Consider the following 25367-nt stretch of genomic DNA (forward strand, 5'->3'; position numbering starts at 1 on the left):
CGATTGTTCAATAGAATGTTTTTTCAACTGCAGCTGTAACTGCTAACTTAACATGCGCATACGTTAACCCACCCTGAACATAAAGCGTATAAGGTTCTCTTATTGGACCATCAGCTGACAATTCGACACTAGCACCTTCAACAAAAGTACCCGCAGCCATAATAACTTTATCTTCATAACCAGCCATATCACTTGGTTTTGGTTCAACATATGCATCAACGGGAGATTCACGTTGGATAGCTTGAGCAAACTTAACCATTGGTTCTGGTTTACCAAAGTTAACCGTTTGAATGAGATCAGTTCTTGGTGCATCCCATTTTGGTGACACATCTAATCCCATTTTTTCAAGTAATGCACTCGTATAGATAGCACCTTTAATTGCCTCACCTGTTACATGAGGTGCTAAAAAGAACCCTTGAATAAAATCTCTCATAACATTTAAGGTGGCGCCCTCTTCATTACCAGTACCAGGTGTTGTTAGGCGGTAACCAGCTTTTTCAATTAAATCAGCACGTCCAACGATGTAACCACCCGTTTTAGCTAAACCACCACCAGCATTTTTAATTAGTGACCCTGACATGATATCAGCACCTACCTCTGTTGGTTCAATTGTTTCAGAAAATTCACCATAGCAGTTATCGATAAAAATAATCACATCTTTTGAAATTTTACGAACTTCTTTAATCATCTCAGCAATTTCAGATACCATAAAACTATCTCTAGTTGCATACCCACGAGAACGTTGGATTGCAACAACTTTAACCTTATCCGTTAACTTTTCTTTTAAACCATTAGAATCCATATGATTGTCAGCCGTTAATGGGACGTAATCAAACCCGATACCATATTCTTTCATTGAACCAATACCCGTTCCAGAAATACCAATAACTTCCTGAATCGTATCGTATGGCATCCCAGTAATATATAATAAATCGTCCCCTGGTCGTAACATACCAAAAAGGGCTGTTGAAATTGAATGCGTTCCTGAAACAATTTGTGGTCTCACCATTGCCGCTTCTGTTTTGAAAACATCTGCATAGATACGATCAAGTCCATCGCGGCCGATATCGTCGTATCCATATCCTGTTGATCCGGCAAAATATGTTTCAGAAACATTATTTTTCTTAAAAGCTTCCAAGACTTTTTGTTGGTTAAACAAAACCTGTTCATCAATTTCTTTTAGTCTTGGTTCAATTTGAGTATCAACTTCTCCTACAACATTTGCTAACTCCTGTGATAAATTATCTATCCATTTTTGCATATATTCTTCTCCTTATGACTTTTGTCCTTTTAACCAATCCACTATTTGTATTTCTATTTTACTTAGTTGTTCCGGATGCTCGATTAAATCAAACCAGTTAACTGCCATTTTATTTCTAAACCAAGTTAATTGTCGTTTTGCGTAACGCCTTGAGTTGCGTTTTATTAACTCTGTCGCTTCATCAAGTGATTGTTTTTCTTCAAAATAAGCATATAGCTCTTTATATCCAATACCTTTACTAGCTGGTAAATCATTGGTTTTTTGGTTAAAAAGCCATTTTGCTTCATCAATCAGCCCGGAACCAATCATAAGGTCAACTCGACGATTAATCCGATCATATAGCACTGACCTATCAGTCGATAACCCAATAATAAAGGGGTTAAACTCATCCGTTTTTTGATCCGCTTGCGCCGAAAACAATTGATTTGATTTTTTAATAACCTCTAATGCCCTGATTACTCGTAGCGTATTATTAACTGGAATTTTTAATGCTGCATTTGGATCTAAGCTTTCTAATTCTTGCCAAAGTGCCTCAGGACCGATTTTTTCACTACGTTCTTGTAATTCTTTTCTTAAATTTAAATCGTCGTCATTATCTGTTCCCAATTGAAAATTATCAAGTAATGCCTGTAAATAAAATCCGGTCCCACCAACAATTATTGGTAATTTCCCTCTAGAGGCAATATCACTAATTGCTGCGCGACTTTCGACTGTAAAATCAGCGACTGAATAACGTTCATCACTATTCTTGTGATTAATTAAATAATGTGGAATTCCATCCATCTCATCTTCTGTAATTTTAGCCGTCCCTATATCTAATTTCCGGTAAACTTGCATAGAATCGCCTGAAATAATCTCACCATTAAATTTTTTTGCTAATTTTATCGATAAATCAGTTTTACCAACTGCAGTTGGCCCAACAATTAACAATACTTTTTGCGTCATTTCTAATCTCCTTGAATATCTTTTCGTACTTCTATTGCTTTTGCAGGAAAATCTGTAAAAATGGCATCATATTTCTTTTTAAAACAATAAGTCATATCCTTAACTGAATTAACTGTCCAAGGGCGAATCAGTAGCTTTGGCCAAAATAAGCCATGTCGTTCTCTCAGCCAGGTCACATCAGGGTGTAAGCTAGTGATTAAATGATGCTTAGCCAATTGACGCGACTCTTTAATTTTAAATTGGAATAAACTCGCGAATTCTGCATCAGGATTAATTTTTTGCATTCTACGAATTGAGTTTGGATTAAAACTAGAATACAAAAGATGAATATCTGATGGTAATTGTTCCATTTGTTTATTTACAAGTTCTTCTATACCTTGGTATTCTATATGATTCGTTTTTAATTCTAAATTAAAAGTGCCTTTAAAGTTGTTATCTTTTAACAACTCAATTACTTCTTTTAATGTTGGAATTTGTTCACCTTGATAGTCAGAACTGAATTTAATTCCTGCATCTGCTTTTTTTAATTCCGCTAGTGTCAGATTTACTACCTTACCTGTTAAATTTGTGGTCCTATCAATTTTTTCATCATGCATAATGATTAGTTCACCATCTTTAGACAACTGAACATCAGTCTCAATGCCGTCGGCTCCTGCATCTATTGCGGCCTGAAAACTAACTAACGTATTTTCTGGTCTGGTTCCCTTACTTCCGCGATGCGCATAAATTTTGGTCTGCATATACAAGTCACCCCTAACTTTCAAAAATTATTATATCATTAATCGTAAAATAGCGGTGCTTTTAGTGGCAATTTTAGATTGAATAAGTCATAATAAAGATGTCAAATGAATAAGGAGGTCTACATAATGAAAAACTTTTCAAAAGGTTTCTTAGTCGGAACTGCTGCAACTGTAGGCGCATTAGTTGGTAGCGTCTTTGCCTTTAAAAAAACTGTTGTTGCACCCATCGAAGAAAAAGAACAAATGATTGAAGAAAACCGTAAACGTGCAACACGTAAGAGCCGTTCATCACACCATTCATAAACTAATAAAAGCATTGAAGAATTTTCATTCCTCAATGCTTTTTCTTTTTAGCGTTTTTTTGTTCTACCATCCCATTTTGAAAAACCTGTTTTCAAAATAGTAATATCTGTATAGCCTTGTTTGTGTAATTTATAGGCTGCTCGAGTACTAATCGATTTACCTTGGTCATATAAGTAAAGAGGTAAATCTTTTCTTAAACCACCAATCGCTGTTTTAAATTGAGAATAGGGAATATTTCTTGCTCCCATAATATGAGAAGCATCAAATTCACTTTTTTCACGTAAATCAACAACTTGCGCCTTACGCATACCTTCATTAAATTCTTCATTTGTTACTAATTTAGCTGCACGGCGACCCATATACCAAAGATAAAATTGGTTACCAGCTAACCCAACTAAAATAATAATCAAAATGATATTAATTATTAAACTAACCTTTACTGCTCCTAAAATCATACTAGTTCTCCCCTCAATTATTATTTAATAAACTGACGAGCAAGTGAAGCGGCACCAATAACGCCAGCTTCATTTCCTAATTGTGCTAATTTTAATGATGTTGATGAACGAACTGTTGGGAATGAAAATTGTTTAAAGTATTTAGTAACTTGATCTAATAGGAACGTTCCAGCAGCAGAAACACCGCCACCGATAACAATATATGCTGGATTTAACATATTACCTAAGTTACCACAAGCTAGTCCAAGATAATACGATACCTTATCAACGACCATTTTACCTAAAACATCATTCTCTTTAGCTAAATCAAAAACTAATTTAGATGTAATTTCTTGTCCGTCATCTAACATTTCTTTTAATTTTGATTGGCCAGCAAACTCTTCAGCCATATCACGAGCTACACGTACAACACCAGTAGCTGAAGCATATTGTTCTAAACAACCATGCTTACCACAAGTACACATGTAGCCATTAGGTTCAACTGTAATATGTCCAACTTCGCCACCAGCACCAGCAACACCATGTAATAATGCACCGTTAGCGATAATACCGCCACCAACACCAGTTCCAAGCGTGATGAAGGCAACTTCATCATCATTTTCGCCAGCGCCTTTCCAACGTTCACCTAAAGCAGCAACGTTGGCGTCATTATCAATAGCAAATGGAATTTGTGTACCGGATTCAATATCTGCTTGAACATTTTGCAATGTTTTCCAGTTCAAATTATATGCACCAATAACAGTTCCATCTGCACGATTTACTGTACCTGGTGAGCCCATACCAATTCCAACGAATTGATCAGCAGTCATATCAAATAGTCTGATATGGTGATTAATTGAAGCAATGATATCTGGCACAATATGTGAGCCTTCATCAAGAACGTTTGTTTCAATACTCCATTTTTGTTGAATATCGCCTGTTTCAGTTAAAATAGCGAATTTAACTGTTGTGCCACCTAAGTCGACACCAATTAATTTTTTTTCAATTACCATTATTCAAATTCCTCCACTTACACTCTCAATTATTTTGTTCTTCAACTCGATGTTCATGAGATAGTACAATTTTAGCTCTAGCATAGATTTTGTCATCAATCACTCCTGATCGATGTAAATTATCTAATTCCAATGCCATTAATTCAATATCCCACATACGTTTACCAACATAAACGTACACACCAAATTGTTTCAATAGTTGTTGGACATCATACAAATTTTTCAATTAACGGTCACCACCTTAAACTAGATACTATTAGAAATTCCAATTTTAATCAGAATTAAATTGATAATAATTAAAATAACGAATGCAGCTATCTGTTTAATATGACTGATTCGTGCCAATCTTGGTGCGCCTACAGTCGTTGCGATTAAGAATCCAGATAAAATACCGCCAATATGAGCTGCATTATCTGTACTTGACGACATAAACCCAAACGCAAGATTTAACACAATGAATAGTAAAAATTGCTGCGACATTTGTCTAAAATAGGCACTTTTTCTAAAATTATCACCTAACATTAGGAATGCCCCAAATAAACCAAAAATAGCACCACTAGCGCCTGCCGAAATAGTATCTGGACTGAACGTGAAACTTGCAATATTGCCAGCAATTCCAGCAAGCAAATAAATGCCTGTAAAACGCCAATGACCAAATAACATCTCAATTTGGATACCAATAAAATACAATGTAACCATATTAAGGACAATATGTTCAAATCCAATATGTAAAAATATGGGATTAAATAATCGCCACCACTCGCCGTCCATGATCAGTGGATTATATTTAGCGCCAAATTCAATTAATACATTTGTGTCTTGACTACCACCAGCAAGTGTCATTGCGATGAAAACAATTGCTGATAATCCAATAAAAAAGTACGTCATAAATGGTGTATTTTTGTATTTTGCCAAATTCATAGATAGCTCCTTATTTCATATAAAAATTTACAAAATAACGTTTACAAGATTTTATTTCAACTAGTATAAAAGTTATTTAAAACAAAAAAACAACAGGAAAATTCCCGTTGTTATTTTGTTTCGCGATGTAAAGTAACCTTACGATCACGTGGGCAAAATTTATTAAGCTCAACACGATCTGGATTATTACGTTTGTTTTTACTTGATAGGTATGTCCGTTCATGACATTCCGTACATTCTAATGTAATGTGTACACGCATGGTTGCAACCCTCCATATATTTCTTCATAATTTCATAAGACAATTAGTCTTTAACGTCTTATATAATATCATTATTAATAAGTAAACGCTAGTGTTTTTTTTTATTTGTTAAGGAAATTTACTTTACAGCAATAAAATCAGGTATTAGATGACTTATTTCCTTAATATTATTTATCAGATTCAACAGTTTTCCAAAATGCTGAATAAATTGAAACTGCTGCCTGACCATTCACAGCACTACCTGTATTATTAGCCATTCCAGGGAAAACGAGTGCAACGACCACTTTAGGCTTGTTAGAAGGTGCATATGAAGCCAAACTAAGTGCTTCAGTTTCAGATGTTCCATAGAATGTTTGAGCAGTACCTGTTTTAGCTGAAATTGATGGTGTTACATCACTCATCGCATTCCCAGTTCTCAATGAACTTGATCCATGAACAACCTTATAAAATCCTGATTGAACAACATCAAATTCTGATTTTGTTGCGTTAACTGTACTTAAAATATTAGGTGTCATTTCAGTTTGAACAGAACCTAAAGAACCATCCTCATTTGTTGAACGAATCGCTTTTACAATTTGTGGTTGTAATCTTGTACCACCATTAGCCATCGTTGACATGTATTGCGCTAATTGAATAGTTGTATATGAATCATAATTTCCGAAAGATAAATCAAGTGCTTTACCAATATTTGTTTGGTTAGCTACACCCTCAAAACCAGTTGACTCACCAGGTAAATCAACACCTGTTTTGATACCAAGTCCGAATTGATTAAAGTAACCACGCATTTTGGGGAAAATTGAATTCGACATATCCAGTGAAGAACCACTTGAATATTTGAATCCGCCTTCTCTCATTGCTAACTGCATCATGTACGAGTTAGAAGAAACCATTAATGCATCAGAAGCTGTTAACGCAACGTTAGCTGAACCAGATGTATTAAACCATGATGACTTAGGAGCTGTCCCAGCAAGCTTAATAGGTTCATCAGTTATGGTATTGCTAGTTGGTGTAATTGCCCCATCCATCATAGCTCCCATAACCGTAGCACCTTTTACAACAGAACCCATGGTAAATACTTGATTAATCGACCCTAAAGCATCATCCGTAATCTTACCTGTTTTAATATTTCGATTAACACCGGCCATTGCATAAACGGCACCTGTATTTGGGTTCATGACAACTGCGTAGGCCCCTGGATTATAAGGATTGCTTCCAGCAATTGATTTCACACTATCGTTCATAATCTTTTGAACTTGAGCTTGGAATTTAGCGTTAATATTTAAGACGAGATTATCACCTTTTTTACCACTATATTCTTGTACTTGTTTTACTATTTTACTATTAGCCACTTCAACCTTAGTTTGTGACTTTGTTCCTTTTAAAACATCTTCATATTGTTTTTCTAAATAACTCTGACCAACACTATCATTTCGTGAATAACCTTCAGTCATTAACGTTTCCACGCTATCACTAGGTAGCCCAGTAGCTTCACTAGTGACATTTCCGATGATACTGTTCATACTTTTACCATTTGGGTAACTTCGTGACCAGTTAGTTCCTATTTTAATCCCATTCATCCCTGATAAATGTTCACCTACTTCAGCCATCTCCTTATCGGAAACATCAGAGGTTTTTAAGTAAACAGTTGATAATGAATAAGCACCCGTCATTTTCCCAAAAACAGTAGCAGCTTCTTTTTCTTCATCAGTTAATGAATCAATGTTATTTTTAACAGCATATGCTACTGTCAATGTATTAAAATCAGTAGTTGATAATTTGTTTAACTCAGCAGATGTTAAATTTTTTTCTTTTTTTACAGCAGCAGTGACAGCTTTTAAATGCCCCTTATCCGCTAAGTAGTAATCAGCAGCATTGCGGTCTGTTAATTTACTCGTATCAATACTGACATAGGTTACTAAGTTATTAGCTATCTTATATAAATCAGGCGATAGGATACCTGATCCTTTTGTATAAGTAATTGCTCGAGAAGAATTATTACCAACTAGAACCTTACCTGTTGAGTCATAAACCATCCCACGCTGTACATTCTTAGTTTCTGTTGTCGTATCCGTACTATTAACTGTCGCTTCAAATGAAGCTCCGTTTAAAATTTGTAAATAGGCTAACTGCGCCAGTAATGCTGCAAAAAGTAGGAAAACAATAAAAAACAGGAAATTTAATCTAAATGGAATATGTGATTTATTTTGTTTGCTTCGACCTTGTTTTGTTTTTGGAAGTTTCACGTTTAATTACCTCTCACTGTATCATTATTAGTCTTTTAATTCGTATAAATATATCATTTACCATATTACCACATTTTTAAGATTCATTGGCCCAATAAACAGGCTAACAATTTATATTATAATAAAAACTTTAATAATCAGATTAAATATATTTTTATCTGCTGCTGATTTATGCGGTAAAGTCCCAAATATGCTATTCTTATTACCATACATTAATAGTCAGAGAGGTTTTAAAATGGTTAAGCTTAAAAATTATCTTAAAAAGAATCATGTACTCCTTCTAAGTTTCCTTATTCCTTTATTCATTATGCTTTGTTACTTTATTGGCCGCAAAATGTATCCTTTTGGGAATAGTTCTCTATTAACTGTTGATTTAGGTCAGCAATATATTGATTTTTTCTCTTATTTTAGAGCCACACTTCTCCATCATCCTACTAGTTTTTTCTATTCATTTTCACAAGCAATTGGTGGTGATATGTTAGGTGAGTGGGCATACTACTTAATGAGTCCTTTTAATCTTATTTTCTTAGTATTTCCAGGAAAATCAATTTTAGCGGGTGTTATGGTAGTCACCCTTTTAAAATATGCCTTATCAGGCCTTACGTTCGGTTTATTATTAAAGAAAACAACAAGAATGACTTCACTTTATATCCCATTATTTGCCACAGCGTATGCGCTAATGGGTTGGACGATTGCTAACCAACTTAATTTATTATGGTTAGACGCTGTTATTCTATTACCTTTAGTTATTTTAGGCTTTGAAAAATTACAGTTGAATTCAAAAAGTTGGGCTTATACTTGGTGGCTTGCGTTACTTTTAATCGTTAACTATTATATGGGTTATATGGTCTGTCTTTTTATGATTTTATATTTCTTATATACAACAAGTCGTGTATCTCTATCAGTTAAACAATTTTTTAAAAAATCATGGATTTTCATCTATAAATCTCTAGTTTCTGTAGCAATTTCAGCAATTATCCTCTTTCCAACTCTATTCTCATTGCTTTCAAGTAAGGGAGAATACACGGAAGAATCTATTAAAGCAAAAATTGAATATAATCCTTTAGCGATGCTTTCAAAATTTGTGATTGGTTCATTCAATTTTGATCAAATGCCTTCTGGTTTCCCTAATATTTTTGTAGGGAGTTTGGCTTTAATTGGTTTTATCTTATATTTCATGAATAACCGTTTTTCAATTAAAGAACGGGTTGTCTCTTTTTTAATCACAAGTTTCTTGATCCTATCGATGTGCTTTGAACCTTTAGATTTACTATGGCACGGAATGCAATTTCCAGTTTGGTATCCTTATCGTTTTTCATTTGTATTTTGCTTTTGGATTATCCTTTTAGCTGCTCAACAATTTGAGTACTTTAATCCTATAAAATTCTGGAAATTGAGTATTGTAGGTCTTTTATTCATCGGAATGTTTACGTACTTATTTATATCAAAAGAATCTTATAGTTATTTATCTGATGAAACTTTATTCCTATCAATTTTATTTATTCTTTTAACGTTAATTTTAATTCAGTTCCAAGATCATGCATCACCTTCATTCAAATGGTTGTTATTTGCAAGTGTAATAGCTGAGATGTCATGTAACGCTGTTTATTCATTAGATAACATTAGTTATTTATCTACAAGTGAATACGACGTGTCAACGACTGCCCTAGCAACTGAAAGTAAATCGTTAAAAAAAATTGATAATTCTTTCTATCGTGTCGCACAAACATACAGTCGGACTAAAAATGATGCCATGTCAGCTGATTTTTTCAGCGGTTCCCATTTTAGTTCTGCTTTTTCAAAATCAATCCCAACTTTTTACGGTAAGATAGGACAACCTGATGGTGATAATTATGTCACTTACTCAAATGGTACCTTGGTAACAGATGCCCTATTAAATATGAAGTACGTTTTTACACCAAAACAATTACGGACTTCTAAGGCATTGGACACACAGTTAGAAACATTGACACCACTAACTGAAAAACCTGATACAGCTTACTATAGACCTGTCTCAAATAACTCGTTAACTGAAACGGTTAAAAATCCGTATGCTTTATCAATTGGCTATGCAGCAAATGATACTATATTGACAAACAAGAATAAAACAACTAACCCATTAAGATATCAGTCTGATTGGTTATCTGCTCTAACCGGTATTAATAACGATGCTTTATTTACACCAATTAATTTTAATACTGTCAATTTTGATAACGTTGGTTCACAAATTAATTTAACAAATTCTATTCTAACAAAAACGAAACTAAATAAATCTGGACTAGTCACTTTCACATACACACCAACAACAAACGATGCTTATTATTTAACCTTAGGTTCAGGATTAAGTACTGATAATGTTTTATTTAAATTAAATGGTCACGAATTAAAACAATATAAAACGTATCGAAATACAGTTGTTGTTAATATTGCATCCAATAATAAAGGTAAAAAAATAGTTCTGACAGCTAAATTAAAGAAAAGAACCCTTTTCTTAGAAAACTTTACGCTTTATCAAATGAATGTTAATTCATTTAAATCCCAAATTAAGCAACTAAAATCTAGTGAATTAAACGTTACAAAATACAATCAACATTCAATCACAGGTTCAATATCAGTTAAACGTAATCATCAAGTCGTCTTTACAACGATTCCATACAGTAAAGGTTGGCATGTTAAAGTTGATGGTAAATCCGTAGCAACTAATAAATCATTGAATACTTTTCTCAGCTTTAAAGTTGCTAAGGGAAATCATACCGTTAAACTTATCTATTGGCCACCATACATGGGTATTGGTTTGATCGTCTCAATTTTGGCTATTCTCTTGATACTTATTAAGCCAATTATCGTTCACACAAAAAGATTGATTAAATAGTTTTTGTATAATACAAAAGGACAAGATTGCAATATGCAATCTTGTCCTTTTATTTAGTCTTGTTCATTTTTTCATCAAATTCTGTGACAGCTTTTGTTTCACCAATAATCAGTACCTGATCATTTGGTAAAATAATTTGATCTGCTAATGGTGAAATAATCATTTCTTTACCACGTCTAATACTGATTACATTTAAATTAAATGTTGATCTGAAATTTAATTCATCTAATGTCTTATTAACATATCTCGGATCTGTCATATCAATTTCTGCCAATCGGTAATCATCATCTAAATCTAAGTAATCTAACAAATGATTAGAACTTAATGCCCTACCCAACTTGATTCCCATATCTCGTTCAGGATGAACAATATGATCTGCCCCAACCTTTTGGAGTACACGAGCGTGATATTTATTCAATGCTTTAGCCGTTACGACAGGAACACCTAATTCTTTAACCATCAATGTGACTAAGATACTTGCTTGAATATCTTCACCAATTGCGACAATCACATGATCAAAATTACGAATACCGATTGATTTTAAAGCTTCATCATCTTGTGCATCGGCAACAACAGCATGTGTTGCAATATCCATATAATCATTTACACGAGCTTCATCCCTATCAATAACTAAAACTTCTTGCCCATACTCAATCAACGTTTCGCAAACACTCGCACCAAATCGACCTAAACCGATTATTGCAAAATTCTTTTTCAACTTATCTCACCTACTTAATTTAATAAAAAAAGACTAAGTAACAAATGATTTGCAACTTAATCTTTTATATTTAGCTTTTATAAATTATCTTTAACATCGGTAATTTTGACTTCAAAATTACCATTTGGTGTTTCAATTGTTACTGTTTCATTTAATTTATGGCCAACTAATCCTTTAGCGATTGGTGATTCATTTGAAATTTTACCAGACATTGGGTCAGCTTCTGCCGCACCAACAATCGTGTATGTTTCTTCCTCTTCACCAGGTTCCATAAATGAAACTGTTTTACCAACAGAAACTTCGTCAGCATCTACACCAGCGTTATCAATAATTTCTGCATAATGGAGCATATGTTCAATTGTTTTAACTCGGCCTTCAACAAAACTTTGTTCATCTTTAGCTGATTCATATTCTGAATTTTCTGATAAATCGCCATAACTACGTGCAATCTTAATACGATTAATAATTTCTGCACGCGTTTTTGTTTTTAATGTTTCAAGTTCTTCTTCAAGTTTAACTTTACCGTCTACGGTCATTGGATATACTTTATCTTCTGCCATCACTTACTCCTCTTAAAATTAATAAGTTCAATATGCCTATCAGGTTAACATTTAATTTTGTGATTGTAAACCGGTTGCGTGGATTATTGAACATAATCATTATCAGCCTGTGTCATAGGTGAAAATGCTTGGTAATATTCATACGTTTTAGAATATTCTATTTTTTTAGAATTTGAATTGAAAATAAAATAGAAATTACCTTTCTTTCTGTCCAATGGTGTCAAAACAGCCTGGATAGAATCTAAACTAGCATTGTTAAATGGACCAGGTCCATATCCTTTATAAACGTACAAATTATATGGTTTATCCACGTAATAATCAGCTGACGTTAAATCTTTTTGCGGTATATTTAGCGCATAACTAACTGATATTTTTGATTGTAACGTTATTTCTGATGCAATTCGATTGAAATAAACACCGGCAATTTTTTGACGATCTTTATGGTTTTCCGTCTCTTTTTCAACTAATGAAGCGAGAGAAATGACCTCTTGTACTGTTAATTTTTGTTTTTTTATTGTTGCATAATAAGGCGATAATTCATCATTTGCTTTAACAATCATTTGCTCAACAAGATTTTTTAACGTTGTTTTTTTATAAACAGTATACGTAGCTGGGAACAAATAACCTTCTAAAGGATATCTCACGTTTTTAGATGCCATAGTGGTATCTAAAAGATCTGGATATTTTTTATCTAAGTAATCCAAAAAAGTTTTATTTTTCATTAATTTAATAAAATCATTATATGAAAAATTTGTTTCTTTTGAAATGGATTTACCGATTTGGTTAATTGTTGTTCCCTCACCAACTAATACTTTCGCTAATTTATTTTGTATAGGCTCACTACTTCCACCTTGTTGAAGTGTCCAAGCAATTTTATCCAAACTCATAGATGCCTTAAGTTGATAGTAGCCGCCCTTAAATTGTGACACCTTTTTTTGCTTGACATAGTACGTATACACCGTACCACTTTTAATAATTTTATTTTTTTCTAAAATTGTTCCAATTTGTTTTGTACTTGATCCAATTGGAATATAAACTTGTTCAATTTTATTATTATTTTTATCTAGTGGATCTAAAGATGCCTTGATATATCTATAGGTCATAAACAATATTGTCAGTAGTAATATACATAATAATGCAATGACCCCTGCAATAATTTTCTTAGCCTGGTTTTTATTATTCTCTGGCGGTAATTCTGGAGATGTATCATCTTTTTTCATTGTTTAACCTCCTCACGCTTAATAATAAGTATTATTAAGCTGCGTCCTAAATTATCGAATATCAGCCCTAAGCGTCTCTTTTAAAGCTTCGATAACACGGTTAAAATCATTTGTGACATCTTCTTCAACCAAAGTTTTTGTAATATCTTGATAAGTTAACGTATAAGCAAGGGATTTCATGCCATTTTCAATATGAGATCCTTGATAAAGATCAAATAAATGAACATCAATTAAAGACTTTCCACCTTGTTTTTTAATTAACGCTTCAATCTCACTGTTAGCTATATCATTAGCAACTAGGAGGGCCACATCACGAGTAACTGATGGGAATTTAGAAATAGGCGCAAATAATCGGTCTGCTTTTTTCGCATCAACTAATTTTTGAAGATCTAATTCGAAAACGTATGTTTCCTTTAAATTAAATTCTTTAGCTGAATTAGGATGTACTTGGCCGACAAAACCAATTAATTCATCTTTTAAATAGATATCAGCTGTTCGTCCTGGATGCATATCTTCATGACTTTCAGAAGATACATAAGTAACATCATCAACTAATTCTAATTGTGTTAATAATTGTTCAACAACACCTTTAATCATGAAGAAATCAACAGGTTGTTTTTCATTTTGCCAATTTGCAAGTTTAAATAATCCTGTCATTGCACCTGCAATATGTTCAATTTCAGTAGGTCGCTCTTCGCCCTCACTGCGGAAAAAGACTCTTCCTTGTTCATAGAAAGCAAGATTGTCAGATTTTCGTGCTTCATTGTACGCTAAATCATCTAATAACCCGCTGATTAAGTTCATTCTTGTTGTTGTTCGTTCTGAGCTCATTGGGAACATTAAATTTGTCGTAAAAACATCTTTTTCTTCAAAAATAAATTTACCAGCTTTTTCTTCCGTTGTTAATCCATAACTAATAACTTCAGATAACCCAGCTGATTCCAAAATATGACGCGCCTGTTTAATCATTTTTTGTTTATAAGTATATTTACCAGGAGTCATTTTGCCAGTTGGTAGTGTAGAAGGAATATTATCGTATCCATAAATACGCGCGATTTCTTCTACTAAATCTGCTTCAATACTAATATCCCAACGTCTTGCAGGAACTTCAACATTTAAAGTACCATCGCGATTTACAACCGTAAATCCTAATTGTTTAAATAATTTAGTGATTTCAGATTCTGATAATTCAGTCCCAAGTACACCATTAATATGTGCCACCGTTGTATCAACAAAAGTTGACTCTGCTTCTAGCTTACTTGCACTTGCCGTACCCGACACAACTGTTCCATCACCTAAATTAGCGATTAACTCTGCTGCTGCATCAAGTGCTTCTTGTACTGTTTCAACGTTAATACCACGTTCAAATCGCATTGAGGCTTCACTATGAATACCATGTGTGCGTGCTGTTTTTCTAACCATTGAATTGTTAAATACTGCAGATTCAATCGCAACTGTCACAGTTTCGTCGGTTATTTGTGTTGATTCGCCACCCATTGTCCCAGCAATAGCAATCGGTGTTTTACCATTTGTAATCACAATATCTTTTTCTTTTAATTCACGTTCTTCGCTATCTAGTGTTGTAATCTTTTCGCCAGCAATAGCTGTTCTTACTAAAATATCTTTACTTCCCAATTTATTATAATCAAAGGCATGTAATGGTTGACCATAATCCATCAATATATAATTGGTCACATCAACGACATTATTAATAGGTCTAACGCCTGCGTTCCAAAGACGAATTTGTAACCACATTGGACTTGCTTTAATTGTTAAATCTTTAATCACGCGCATCGAATATGTGGGTGCTAACGTTTTATCAGGCAACGATAAAGAAATGTAATCTTCAATTTTTTCAGTAGATGTTTCTTTCAATTCTGGATGCTTAAATGTTGCCGGAACATCATAGTCAGCAGATAGTTCATGTGCTACCCCACGCATACTTAACATATCAGCACGATTTGGTGTCACATCAATATCAATAATGTCATCATTCATACCTAAGTAATCAAAGACTGATTCACCAGGAATTGCATTTTCTGGCATTACGTAGATACCTTCTACAAATTCTTTAGGCACGACACTATCTGAAAATCCAATTTCTTGTAATGCACAAATCATACCTTCAGAAGCTTGTCCGCGCATTTTACCACGTTTGATTTTAACATTATCAGCAATTCTAGAATTGGGTAATGCAACAATAACTTTTTGCCCTGCGGCAATATTAGGTGCGCCACAAACGATTTGACTAAGAGATCCTTCACCAACATCAACTTGGCAGATATTTAAATGATCAGAGTCTGGATGTGGTACCAAACTATCAACATATCCAACAACAATTTTTTTAAGTCCTTCAGAAGGACGTTCAACGCTATCAATTTCAACGGCTGTACGAGCTATTTTTTCAGCAATAATTTCAGGTTCAATTTCTAATGTTAAATATTCATTCAACCAATTTTTAGATACTTTCATTATCTCTAACCTCTTTTCGTAAATTGTGACAGGAATCGATTATCGTTTAAATAAAAATGACGAATATCGTCGATACTATATTTAAGCATCGCAAAACGATCTGGTCCTAAACCAAAGGCAAAACCACCGTATACTTCAGGGTCGACACCGGCCATTCTTAATACATTAGGATGTACCATTCCAGCGCCTAAAACTTCTAACCAGCCTGTGTATTTACAGATTGAGCACCCTTTACCCGCACATTTAAAACAGGTCACATCGACTTCAACTGACGGTTCCGTAAATGGGAAGTAACTTGGTCGTAACCGAATTTCTTGTTCTTCTCCAAAAATTGTTTTAGCAATCAGTTCAATCGTTCCCTTTAAGTCTGCCATCGTAATATGTTTGTCGATTACTAACCCTTCGAACTGGTGAAATTGATGTGAATGCGTTGCATCATCTGTATCACGTCGATAAACTTTACCAGGTGAAACCATTTTTAATGGTCCTTTTGAAAAATCATGTGTTTCCATTGTCCTTGCTTGAACGGGTGATGTTTGTGTTCTCATTAATAATTCTTTTGTAATATAAAATGTATCTTGCATATCACGAGCGGGATGATCCGCAGGTAAGTTCAACATTTCAAAATTGTAATGGTCTTCTTCTATTTCTGGACCTGAAACAACTTGATACCCCATACCCAAAAAGAGCTCTTCCAATTCTTCAATCACTTGCATAATAACATGTGGCTGCCCTAATTGAATTTGGGCACCTGGTAGCGTTACATCGATTTTTTCTTTTTCCAACTTTTTAGCAGTCATTTTAATTTCAAGTTCTTCATTTTTCACACGAATAGCTTCAGCTAACTCATTTTTAATGGTATTAGAAAAGCTACCAATTTTAGGTCGTTCTTCGGCTGATAATTCCTTCATACCTCTTAAAACTTCTGTGATTGGTCCTTTTTTTCCAAGTAAATTAACACGAATAGCATTAATTTGTTTTAGATCCTCTGATTCACGAATTTGTTTCAAGCCTTTTTCTTGTAACTCAAGTAATTTCTCTTTTAAATCCATTAATATCGACTCCTTTATTAGTTGTTTTGATAGATTTTAGACACAAAAAGACCCCGTCCTAAAAAGGGACGAGGTCTCGCGGTACCACCCTTGTTTTTGAGAATACAAATTCCCAAACACTCAAAATGATAACGGCCATTAACCGGTTAATTGCATGATTTAAGTTAGCCTACATTAATTAACAGCTCTAGAAGTGAATTCAATATTTTATTTATTGGTTAGTTTCAGTCTAGCTAACCATCCCTTTAAATCCAAGAAAAATATCTACTATTTTCTGTCTAAGCCTTTATTCTATATTCATAGTTTAAAGGTATCAAAGCCTATCGTCAAGTCTTACTCGCAATCTTTAAGTGTATACCACTTTTCTGACCATGTATGGACGCTATCCATCATATTTTTCATGTCTTTTCCTTGTTCAGTAAGCTCATAAAAACTACGACTAGTTTCACCGATGGCGACTCTTGAGATAATATTAGTATCTTCAAGTTCTTTTAAACGTTCAACTAATACACGGTCACTGCATTTATCAACCTTTTGAGCTAATTCTTTAAATCGTTGAGGTCCTTCATCCAATAAAACGTTAATAATTAAACCGTTCCATTTTTTACCTAATATTGAAAAAGTTTTTTCAAATTTAGGACACATTTCATAATTTGTTTTTTCTTGAACAACTTGCATAATTAACCCCTCCTCAGTTACTTTATTACTATATTTTATCATTAACTAACAAAAAGTAAACAAATTGGTTCGTTTTCGAAAAAACAAAAAGGATAAGCCTGTAGGCCTATCCTTTTTAAAACTATTTTAAAATTGCAATTAATTGCTGAAAGCTATGTTTTGATTTATTTTTTAACGGTGATGAAACTTCACTTGTTGCTTCATATTTATCAACCATGGTTACAATATATCCCTCTGGATATTTAGGTGGTGCAACAGTAGCACCCCACATATGTTTCATGATGATATCTTTTTCTAAATCAGATAATGTCGTTAACTTCTCTGCATTTCTAATAGCGATACGCGGATGAATCCAAGCATGTGTACCGCGATCGAATTTAGTTGTACGCCAATCGTAGTAAAATAAATCATGTAATAATCCGGCCCTTGCCGTTGCTTTTGCATTTAAATGTAATCTTTTAGCGATACGATAACTGTCATAGGAAACTGAGATTGAATGTTCTAATCGAGTAGAAAAATGATGTTGTGTATATTCACTTAATCTTTGAACTTCTGGTTTTGCCAAAAGGTCTCCAACATAACTCATATATAATTCATCATCAAGATACGAATCTTTTTTCATATACTAGTACGCCCCCAAAATATTTTTTCCTATCTCCATCATAACTGATTGAGCACCTATTGCAAGCGCAATCAGTTATCTTTAGTAAATCGTAATAATTTCACCAAATATCATAATTAAGCTTTAAGATGAAACATTAGTACACCTGCAGCAATAGCGACATTTAACGATTCAGCACGACCTTTAATTGGAATATATAAATTAGCATCCGTTTCATTTAACAGGTCATTACGCATCCCGTTACCTTCATTTCCCATAATTAAACCAAAATTATCTGTAGCAGAAATCTCACGATAACTAAGTGCATCTTCATTTAATTCAGAACCATAAATAGCAATATTATTTTCTTTGAATAAGGTAGTAACTTCCATTAAATCGGCATCCACTAATTGAACATGAAATTGGCTTCCCTGCATCGAACGTAAAACTTTAGGATGATGACTATCTGCACTACCCTCACCAAAAATGACACCTGTTAAACCGGCAGCATCGGCAGTTCTAACCATTGTTCCAATATTTCCTGGATCTTGAACACCATCTAGCATTAACCAGCCACCAGTTAAATGGTCAACTGATAATTGTTGATTTTCTTCCATCTCAGTTACCGCGTAAATACCTTGTGGCGTACTCGTGTCAGCAAGATATAAACTAACTTCAGATGAGATTTCTACTTGCTCAATTGTCGTATCGGCTATTTCATCAAAATATCTAAAATCATTAGTAACAAGCAAATATTCAATTTTTGTGTTTGCCATGAGTGCTTCTTTAACTAAATGCCAGCCTTCTAAAAGGTATTTATTTTCCTTTTTACGACCTTTTTTAGTTTGTAATTTTTTCCAGTATTTAATCTTAGCATTCTGTGTTGAATTAATTTTTTCCATAAATGTACCCCTCTTACTATTGGAAATAATTATAGCATATTTAAAATAGCATTAGTTGGTCATTATCATCTTTTCCAGTTATAATGAAAGCAATAAATGCCTATATCTACTTTATAATATGGAGGGATTACATTATGAGTGCTATTCAAATAACTGTTTTTGGTCGCGTGCAGGGTGTTGGCTTCAGATATACGACGAAGAGATTAGCCGATGATCTAGGCATCTACGGGTCAGTACAAAATAATTTTGATGACAGCGTCACAATTAAAGCAAGTAGTTCAGATAATACCCAATTAGAAAAATTTATTCAAAAAGTTAAAAATTCACCTACACCAGCCGGTAAGGTGACTGATTATAAAGAAACCTCCTTAACTAATTATATGCCGACTGCCTTTACCGTTATTTACTAATTACGATTTATTTATAGCCCATTGAAATCCCCCTATATTTAAAGTATAGTAATCGATATAGTCACTTTAAGAGGGGAAAATATATTAATGAAAAAGATTAAACGTTTAACAATGCTCCCAATATTCATGGCGCTTGTCCTGTTCCTATCGGGATGCGTCCGCAGAGACAAGAATGGTAATCCTTTTGGGATGGTTTACGACTATTTAGCAAAACCAACTCAGGGATTGCTTGACTGGTTATCCGCTCATCTAGGTAACAACTACGGTCTAGCAATTATCGTTATCTCAATCGTCATTCGCTTGGCACTTATGCCAATGATGATTAATCAATCGAAAAAAGCGACCGTTCAACAAGAAAAAATGGGTTCGATTCAACCACAATTAAAAGTCATTCAAGAACGACAAAAAAATGCTAAAAGTTCAGAAGAAAAAGCAGCTATCAGTCAAGAAATGATGGCACTTTATAAAGATAACAACGTCAGCATGACTGGCGGAATTGGCTGCCTACCATTATTAGTTCAAATGCCAATTTTTGCTGCGCTATACGCTGCAATCTTATATTCTTCAGAATTAAAGGATGCTGTCTTCTTTAGCATTAAATTAGGTACACCATCAATTATCTTTACTGTGCTATGTTTCATTGTGTATTTGGGTCAAGGATTCATTTCAACAATTGGCATTCCGCCAGAACAAAAGAAAACAATGCAAACAATGTTAATTGCTAGTCCAGTTATGATGGTCTTTGTTACAATGAGTGCGCCAGCAGGTATTGGTCTCTACTTCTTCATCGGTGGCCTCTTCGCTTGTGTTCAAACATTTATAATTATGTTAATGCGTCCTAAGATTCGTCGCGAAATTCAAGCTGAACTTGCTAAGAACCCACCAATTGTTAGAGAACGTTCAACAATTGATGCTGTTGAAGAAACAGTGGAACAAACAATTGATAATGTTGAAGATAATCTTTCAAATGTAGCAAAAAATAATCGTAATCGTAATGCTGGTAAACAAAACCGCAAATAAAGATTAACCATTAAAAAAAGCTTACCATTCTTAGAATTGCTCTAAGAATGGTAAGCTTTTTTTATTATACTGTCTAAATTTTTGTATTGCATTTCAACACTAGTCTCTTCTTATCTTTTCGGTTGGTTTAGTAGTAGCTAGAGGCAACGAAATTCTGAATATTGAACCACGCTTCTCAACACTTTCTACCACTAATGTTCCTTTATAACCCATAATGAGTTTTTGTGCGATTGATAATCCAAGACCATTACCGCCTTTATCACGACTTCTAGCTTTATCAACGCGATAGAAGCGATTAAAAACATTTTTTAAGTCATCTTTAGAAATTCCTTCACCAAAATCTTGAATAGCAATTTGAACCATTTTCATATCTTTTGATGCTGAAATATGAATTTCTTTTCTTGTTTCTGAATATTTAACGGCATTATCCATTAGAATAATTAAAACTTGTTCTAAGTGATTATGCGATATTTTTACCAAACTTTCTCCATTAAAATCTTCATCTAAAATAAACGTAAAATCGGGATGTATCATTTTAAAATCATTGAAAATTTGTAAAACAACTAATCGGACATCAACTAACTCATTTTTAAATGTCATCTCTACTTGTTCAGCTCTTGATAAATCAAGCATTTCTTGAACTAAACTCTTCATACGATTAATTTCTTGCAAAGATGCTTCAATCGACTCCGCTAGAACTGCCGGATCATCTTTACCCCACCTGTTCAATAATTCCATATGACCTTGAATTATTGCTACAGGGGTTCTTAACTCATGTGAGACATCTTCAACAAATTGTTGCTGTTGATCAACGTAGCGCTCCATCCTATCTAGCATACTATTGAACAAGTCCGCCAAATCAGATAACTCATCATTTCTATGCATATCTGGGACACGTACATGTCCAATTGGTGTTTCGCCTTCATTAATAATATCAATAGTTTCGTTCACTACTTCAATCGGTCTCAGTAACCAAGATGCCAGGATATACCCTAATATAGCACTACCAAAGGTTGCCGTAATAATTAAAACAATAAAAATTAGAATTAATTTATTACTAATTTTATGGTAATTTTCTAAAGCATTAGTTACTTGTGCATACCCGATTTTTTTGCCAGTTTTAGATGAATAAATAGCTCTTCTAGCAACATATCCATTTGCGCCATCAATTGTTTGGCTAGTAAACGTCATTTTATTTTTTTTAACAAATGGTACGTTTAAATTTCTTGAAGCAAAAACTTCTTGTTGCTTCAAATTATAAACACCTACTGCAATATTTTCTCTTGATAAATTAACAATTACTGCATTTGAGTACAAGTTATTTTCGTCTTTATCTGGTCGAGAATCTGCATTTATCGGTTTTAAATGTTGTGCAGTACTTGAAATTGTTAAGTCTTGATTCTCACGACTTAACTGTTGCGTCACCGTTCTTAAAGTATCTTGTACATCTTTTTTTTCTTTATCTAATAAAACGCCACTAAAACTCTGAAAAATAAGCGCAGAAAAAACGGCAAATATAAGTAAAACACCTATTGCCGTTCCTAATGCCCATTTCCATTTAAGTGACATACGTCTTACTTCTTTTGGATGCTGGGTTATTTTTTTTCTCATGATCTCATTACGTACCCTGTTCCTCTGACCGTTTGAATATAACTTTCTTCACCGCTACGATCTATTTTATTTCGTAAGTAACGAATATAAACATCCACAACGTTTGTTTCAACTTCTGATTCATATCCCCAAACTTTAGCTAATAAAACATCTCTAGCTAAAACAACATTAACACTTTCCATTAAAGCTAAAAGTAGTTCATATTCACGTTTGGTTAGCTCAATAACTTCTTCATCACGACGAACAACACGATTTTCTTTTTCAATTGTTAAATCACGGTAAGTGACAGTTGTCTGTTTTGCAACATTTTGTTCACCCTCTATATCAATACGACGTAACAATGCACGTAAACGCGCCAATAATTCTTCGATTGCAAATGGTTTAACAATATAATCATCTGCTCCATGGTCTAAGCCAGATACGCGGTCAATAACTGAATCACGAGCCGTCATCATAATGATTGGTGTATTTTTAACTTGTCGTACACGGCGACAAACCTCAAGACCATTTAATTCAGGTAACATTAAATCAAGTAGAATTGAATCCCAATCTTCATTTAAAGCAGCTTCTAGACCCGTTCGCCCATCAAAATGAACCTCAGTTTCAAATCCTTCATGTTGTAATTCTAATTCAACAAAGCGCGCTAAATTTTTTTCATCTTCAATTATTAGAATACGACTCATATTTTCATGATCTCCTGTTAGTTTTATTTTATTTTCTCATCCATATACACACAATTTTTAACCGATATCTTACTTTTCTTATTCTACCATTAAATGATATTCTTGCATACACTTTGCACTGCTCAACTCATATAGGTATTCAAGCACTTTTTAACCGTTTTTTTAATATATTATTAACTAAAAGAGTAATAAAATTAATATAACAAACCGTTAACTTTAAAAAATATATCATTAACGCTTTATTAAAATGAAAACTAAAAATTGGAATTAGTTATTCGATACCAGCAGCTTTAATCAGTAAAACCGATAATTCAATTATAAATTTTGCCATTTCAATTTCTTTTACAACGTTAACACGGATTTCTCCATTCAGCATACTCAAAATAACTTCTTCAAAAACCTTATATGAAAAGGTTTTATTCTCTGACAAAATAATTCCACCAAACCACATTATATTTTCTAAGTGTGCCGTTAAGTTAGGATATTAGAATATCGAAATTATACCTTAGCGTCTTAAAAAATAGTTACGGATTATCTTATTCCATACTACCTCATTGGTTAACTATTAAAGTTTTTTCCTTTATTTCAACTAAGAACACAATAAAACCCCTTAAGTTAGATTTTTCTCCAACTTAGGGGGTTCCACTTCAAATAGATAAAATTATCCCAAATGCTTCTTTTCCGTTATATACTTATACTTATATTTTATTTACCATTGGCAAAATAACTTTACTTCAGGTAATTTATGACAATAATTCCATGAACCGTTCAACTCTTTCTGGATCATTATGATCAAAGAAGGCAGATTCTTGTTTGTCTAAGGCAGTAATAGTTGCCATGTCTTCCACTGTTAATTCAAAATCAAATATGTCGATATTTTCTGCCATTCGTTCCGGTCTCACAGATTTAGCAAGTGCTACAATACCACGTTGCATTAACCATTTTAGAATAACTTGTCCAACTGATTTACCGTATTGTTTACCAATTTTTGACAATGTTTCATTTTTAAATAAGTCTAACCGGCCTTCAGCAAAAGGTGCCCATGCTTCCATTTGAATGCTTAATTTTTCATGATAGGCTTCATCCGTTAAACGTTGATTCCATGGGTTCACTTCTATTTGGTTAACTTGAACTTTAGCCACACCATTCATATGAGAGAATTCTATTAATTTTCCGATATCAAAGTTAGACACCCCAATAGCACGTATTTTCCCAGCAGATTGTGCGGTAGCTAAAGCGCGCCAAGCACCATATACATCACCGTATGGTTGGTGAATCAAGAATAAGTCTAGATAATCTAACTGCATTCTTTCTAGTGATTCATCAATTGCCTTCATCGCCTTTTCTTCACCAACATGTTGGATAAATAATTTGGTTGTGACAAACAACTCTTCTCGTGTCACTAATCCTTCAGTGATCGCTCTTTGGATAGCTTCCCCAGTTTCAACTTCGTTTCCATAGGCAATCGCTGTATCTAGTAATCGATATCCTACTTTAATCGCTTGATAAACTGCCTCTGCAGTTTCTTCTAAAGGAATTTGATACACGCCAAAACCTAGTTGTGGCATTTTCACTCCATTATTTAATGTAACTGTATTCATTTAAATCGCTCCCTTTTTATTTAATATACTAAGTTAAACACTTGGAGTGCACTCAGAGTCAAGGATTATGCTATATTATTTTAATATTTGTTTATTTTTCAGCTTTAGGCTACTATTACTATAAGTATTTTAGATTACATATAAGGAGAAAAAGCGATGACACCTATTATCACACTTTGCACAATTAATGACTTAGAAATATTACAAAAGATTAGCATTGAAACTTTTACTGATACTTTCGCTGCAGATAACGATCCAAAAGATTTACAAGATTTTTTGGATACCGCTTATTCTTTACCACAATTAACGAGTGAATTAAATGATCCAAATGCATTCTTTTACTTCGTACATGTTAATGATGAGTTAACTGGATATTTAAAATTAAATATTAACGACGCACAAACTGAAGATGACTTTCCGAACGGCTTAGAAATCCAACGAATTTACATTCGCAAAAATCACAAAAAAATGGGATTAGGTCAACTTCTATTTGAAAAATCTAAAGAGGTTGCCAAAGAATTTAAAAAAGATCAACTTTGGTTGGGAGTTTGGGAACATAATAAACCTGCCCTCTCCTTTTATGAAAAACAAGGCTTAACAAAACATAGCCAACATGATTTTGTTTTAGGCGATGCTATCCAAACCGATTTTATTTTAGTTCTAAACAGTAGTGACTCCAAAAATTAGCCTTTTTATAGAGTGGGAAAATCCACTCTATTTTTATACAAATAATTCTTTATATTTTCGGGATTCAATAGATTTTTTCAGCCTAATTTTTCTTTCATATCCATAAACTAACGTCTTAACGTTAATCCCAATGTGACATATTCATAACGTTCATCTAATA

Annotated in this window: 26 protein-coding genes, 1 pseudogene and 1 other annotated feature; of the genes and pseudogenes, 5 read left to right on the forward strand and 22 right to left on the reverse strand. The window is 33.6% G+C overall.

Annotation, left to right across the window (positions count from 1 at the left end):
* Positions 1 to 7: 7 nt before the first annotated feature.
* From AC1RPW_RS03060 to AC1RPW_RS03070, 3 genes are read right to left on the reverse strand one after another with little or no spacing between them, the layout of a single operon-like run.
* Positions 8 to 1261 carry a methionine gamma-lyase family protein gene (locus AC1RPW_RS03060; RefSeq protein ID WP_481761231.1) on the reverse strand — a complete coding sequence of 418 codons (1254 nt, stop codon included), beginning with the start codon at positions 1259 to 1261 and terminating at the stop codon, positions 8 to 10.
* A 12-nt stretch (positions 1262 to 1273) separates the two neighbouring features.
* A complete protein-coding gene (gene miaA / locus AC1RPW_RS03065) occupies positions 1274 to 2206 on the reverse strand; it encodes a tRNA (adenosine(37)-N6)-dimethylallyltransferase MiaA (RefSeq protein WP_481761230.1) in 933 nt (310 codons plus the stop codon).
* Between the two features lie 2 nt (positions 2207 to 2208).
* Entirely contained in the window at positions 2209 to 2946 is a 738-nt protein-coding gene (locus AC1RPW_RS03070) for a glycerophosphodiester phosphodiesterase (protein WP_481761229.1), read from the reverse strand.
* A gap of 126 nt (positions 2947 to 3072) precedes the next feature.
* Between AC1RPW_RS03070 and AC1RPW_RS03075 the strand changes: the two genes are divergently transcribed.
* Complete coding sequence (locus AC1RPW_RS03075) at positions 3073 to 3249, forward strand: DUF3042 family protein (protein WP_409022655.1); 177 nt, start codon at positions 3073 to 3075, stop codon at positions 3247 to 3249.
* A gap of 47 nt (positions 3250 to 3296) precedes the next feature.
* Here the strand turns inward: AC1RPW_RS03075 and AC1RPW_RS03080 are convergent, their stop codons facing one another.
* The 7 genes and pseudogenes from AC1RPW_RS03080 to AC1RPW_RS03110 all read right to left on the reverse strand — a co-directional run.
* On the reverse strand, positions 3297 to 3704 hold the full coding sequence (locus AC1RPW_RS03080; protein ID WP_481761228.1) for a rhodanese-like domain-containing protein: 408 nt from the start codon (positions 3702 to 3704) through the stop codon (positions 3297 to 3299).
* A 20-nt stretch (positions 3705 to 3724) separates the two neighbouring features.
* A complete protein-coding gene (locus tag AC1RPW_RS03085; RefSeq protein ID WP_481761402.1) occupies positions 3725 to 4690 on the reverse strand; it encodes an ROK family glucokinase in 966 nt (321 codons plus the stop codon).
* Between the two features lie 31 nt (positions 4691 to 4721).
* Positions 4722 to 4922, reverse strand: coding sequence for a YqgQ family protein (locus AC1RPW_RS03090; RefSeq protein ID WP_409022657.1), 201 nt, complete (start codon positions 4920 to 4922; stop codon positions 4722 to 4724).
* A gap of 20 nt (positions 4923 to 4942) precedes the next feature.
* Positions 4943 to 5617 carry a rhomboid family intramembrane serine protease gene (locus AC1RPW_RS03095; RefSeq protein ID WP_481761227.1) on the reverse strand — a complete coding sequence of 225 codons (675 nt, stop codon included), beginning with the start codon at positions 5615 to 5617 and terminating at the stop codon, positions 4943 to 4945.
* Between the two features lie 110 nt (positions 5618 to 5727).
* Positions 5728 to 5877 carry a 50S ribosomal protein L33 gene (rpmG, locus tag AC1RPW_RS03100; RefSeq protein ID WP_057973409.1) on the reverse strand — a complete coding sequence of 50 codons (150 nt, stop codon included), beginning with the start codon at positions 5875 to 5877 and terminating at the stop codon, positions 5728 to 5730.
* Positions 5878 to 6044: 167 nt separating this feature from the next.
* A complete protein-coding gene (locus tag AC1RPW_RS03105) occupies positions 6045 to 7118 on the reverse strand; it encodes a penicillin-binding transpeptidase domain-containing protein (RefSeq protein ID WP_481762408.1) in 1074 nt (357 codons plus the stop codon).
* A gap of 108 nt (positions 7119 to 7226) precedes the next feature.
* A pseudogene (locus AC1RPW_RS03110) lies at positions 7227 to 8120 on the reverse strand (peptidoglycan D,D-transpeptidase FtsI family protein); the annotation flags it as partial.
* 235 nt (positions 8121 to 8355) lie between these two features.
* On the opposite strand from AC1RPW_RS03110, the gene AC1RPW_RS03115 reads away from it, so the two are divergent.
* Positions 8356 to 10992 (forward strand): YfhO family protein, encoded by a 2637-nt coding sequence (locus tag AC1RPW_RS03115; protein ID WP_481761225.1) that lies wholly within the window; start codon positions 8356 to 8358, stop codon positions 10990 to 10992.
* 49 nt (positions 10993 to 11041) lie between these two features.
* Here AC1RPW_RS03115 and AC1RPW_RS03120 read toward each other — a convergent pair whose 3' ends face one another.
* The 8 genes from AC1RPW_RS03120 to AC1RPW_RS03155 form a co-directional block, all read right to left on the reverse strand.
* Positions 11042 to 11710 carry a potassium channel family protein gene (locus AC1RPW_RS03120; protein WP_481761224.1) on the reverse strand — a complete coding sequence of 223 codons (669 nt, stop codon included), beginning with the start codon at positions 11708 to 11710 and terminating at the stop codon, positions 11042 to 11044.
* A gap of 77 nt (positions 11711 to 11787) precedes the next feature.
* The gene (greA, locus tag AC1RPW_RS03125) at positions 11788 to 12270 is read right to left on the reverse strand and encodes a transcription elongation factor GreA (RefSeq protein ID WP_481761223.1); all 483 of its coding nucleotides are present in this window, start codon (positions 12268 to 12270) and stop codon (positions 11788 to 11790) included.
* Positions 12271 to 12353: 83 nt separating this feature from the next.
* A complete protein-coding gene (mltG, locus tag AC1RPW_RS03130; protein ID WP_481761222.1) occupies positions 12354 to 13490 on the reverse strand; it encodes an endolytic transglycosylase MltG in 1137 nt (378 codons plus the stop codon).
* 51 nt (positions 13491 to 13541) lie between these two features.
* On the reverse strand, positions 13542 to 15962 hold the full coding sequence (pheT, locus tag AC1RPW_RS03135) for a phenylalanine--tRNA ligase subunit beta (RefSeq protein WP_481761221.1): 2421 nt from the start codon (positions 15960 to 15962) through the stop codon (positions 13542 to 13544).
* Between the two features lie 5 nt (positions 15963 to 15967).
* Positions 15968 to 17014, reverse strand: coding sequence for a phenylalanine--tRNA ligase subunit alpha (pheS, locus tag AC1RPW_RS03140; RefSeq protein ID WP_409022664.1), 1047 nt, complete (start codon positions 17012 to 17014; stop codon positions 15968 to 15970).
* Between the two features lie 61 nt (positions 17015 to 17075).
* Positions 17076 to 17304 (reverse strand) — a binding site (T-box leader).
* Positions 17305 to 17347: 43 nt separating this feature from the next.
* Positions 17348 to 17692, reverse strand: coding sequence for a winged helix-turn-helix transcriptional regulator (locus AC1RPW_RS03145; RefSeq protein ID WP_481761220.1), 345 nt, complete (start codon positions 17690 to 17692; stop codon positions 17348 to 17350).
* Between the two features lie 121 nt (positions 17693 to 17813).
* The gene (locus AC1RPW_RS03150; RefSeq protein ID WP_409022666.1) at positions 17814 to 18314 is read right to left on the reverse strand and encodes an HD domain-containing protein; all 501 of its coding nucleotides are present in this window, start codon (positions 18312 to 18314) and stop codon (positions 17814 to 17816) included.
* A 116-nt stretch (positions 18315 to 18430) separates the two neighbouring features.
* Positions 18431 to 19195: a TrmH family RNA methyltransferase gene (locus tag AC1RPW_RS03155; RefSeq protein ID WP_481761219.1), complete on the reverse strand. Its 765-nt coding sequence runs from the start codon at positions 19193 to 19195 to the stop codon at positions 18431 to 18433.
* Positions 19196 to 19329: 134 nt separating this feature from the next.
* On the opposite strand from AC1RPW_RS03155, the gene AC1RPW_RS03160 reads away from it, so the two are divergent.
* Complete coding sequence (locus AC1RPW_RS03160; protein ID WP_481761218.1) at positions 19330 to 19605, forward strand: acylphosphatase; 276 nt, start codon at positions 19330 to 19332, stop codon at positions 19603 to 19605.
* An 87-nt stretch (positions 19606 to 19692) separates the two neighbouring features.
* A complete protein-coding gene (gene yidC / locus AC1RPW_RS03165; RefSeq protein ID WP_409022669.1) occupies positions 19693 to 20625 on the forward strand; it encodes a membrane protein insertase YidC in 933 nt (310 codons plus the stop codon).
* A 99-nt stretch (positions 20626 to 20724) separates the two neighbouring features.
* Here yidC and AC1RPW_RS03170 read toward each other — a convergent pair whose 3' ends face one another.
* The 4 genes from AC1RPW_RS03170 to AC1RPW_RS03185 form a co-directional block, all read right to left on the reverse strand.
* Positions 20725 to 22194 (reverse strand): HAMP domain-containing sensor histidine kinase, encoded by a 1470-nt coding sequence (locus AC1RPW_RS03170; protein ID WP_481761217.1) that lies wholly within the window; start codon positions 22192 to 22194, stop codon positions 20725 to 20727.
* 38 nt (positions 22195 to 22232) lie between these two features.
* A complete protein-coding gene (locus AC1RPW_RS03175) occupies positions 22233 to 22919 on the reverse strand; it encodes a response regulator transcription factor (RefSeq protein ID WP_409022671.1) in 687 nt (228 codons plus the stop codon).
* A 271-nt stretch (positions 22920 to 23190) separates the two neighbouring features.
* On the reverse strand, positions 23191 to 23349 hold the full coding sequence (locus tag AC1RPW_RS03180; RefSeq protein ID WP_481761216.1) for a hypothetical protein: 159 nt from the start codon (positions 23347 to 23349) through the stop codon (positions 23191 to 23193).
* Positions 23350 to 23662: 313 nt separating this feature from the next.
* The gene (locus AC1RPW_RS03185; protein WP_481761215.1) at positions 23663 to 24520 is read right to left on the reverse strand and encodes an aldo/keto reductase; all 858 of its coding nucleotides are present in this window, start codon (positions 24518 to 24520) and stop codon (positions 23663 to 23665) included.
* Positions 24521 to 24676: 156 nt separating this feature from the next.
* Here AC1RPW_RS03185 and AC1RPW_RS03190 point away from each other — a divergent pair, with 156 nt between their 5' ends.
* On the forward strand, positions 24677 to 25207 hold the full coding sequence (locus tag AC1RPW_RS03190) for a GNAT family N-acetyltransferase (RefSeq protein WP_481761214.1): 531 nt from the start codon (positions 24677 to 24679) through the stop codon (positions 25205 to 25207).
* Positions 25208 to 25367 lie beyond the last annotated feature (160 nt).

The sequence above is a fragment of the Dellaglioa sp. CoH-55-MRSF-8 genome, assembly GCF_056782195.1.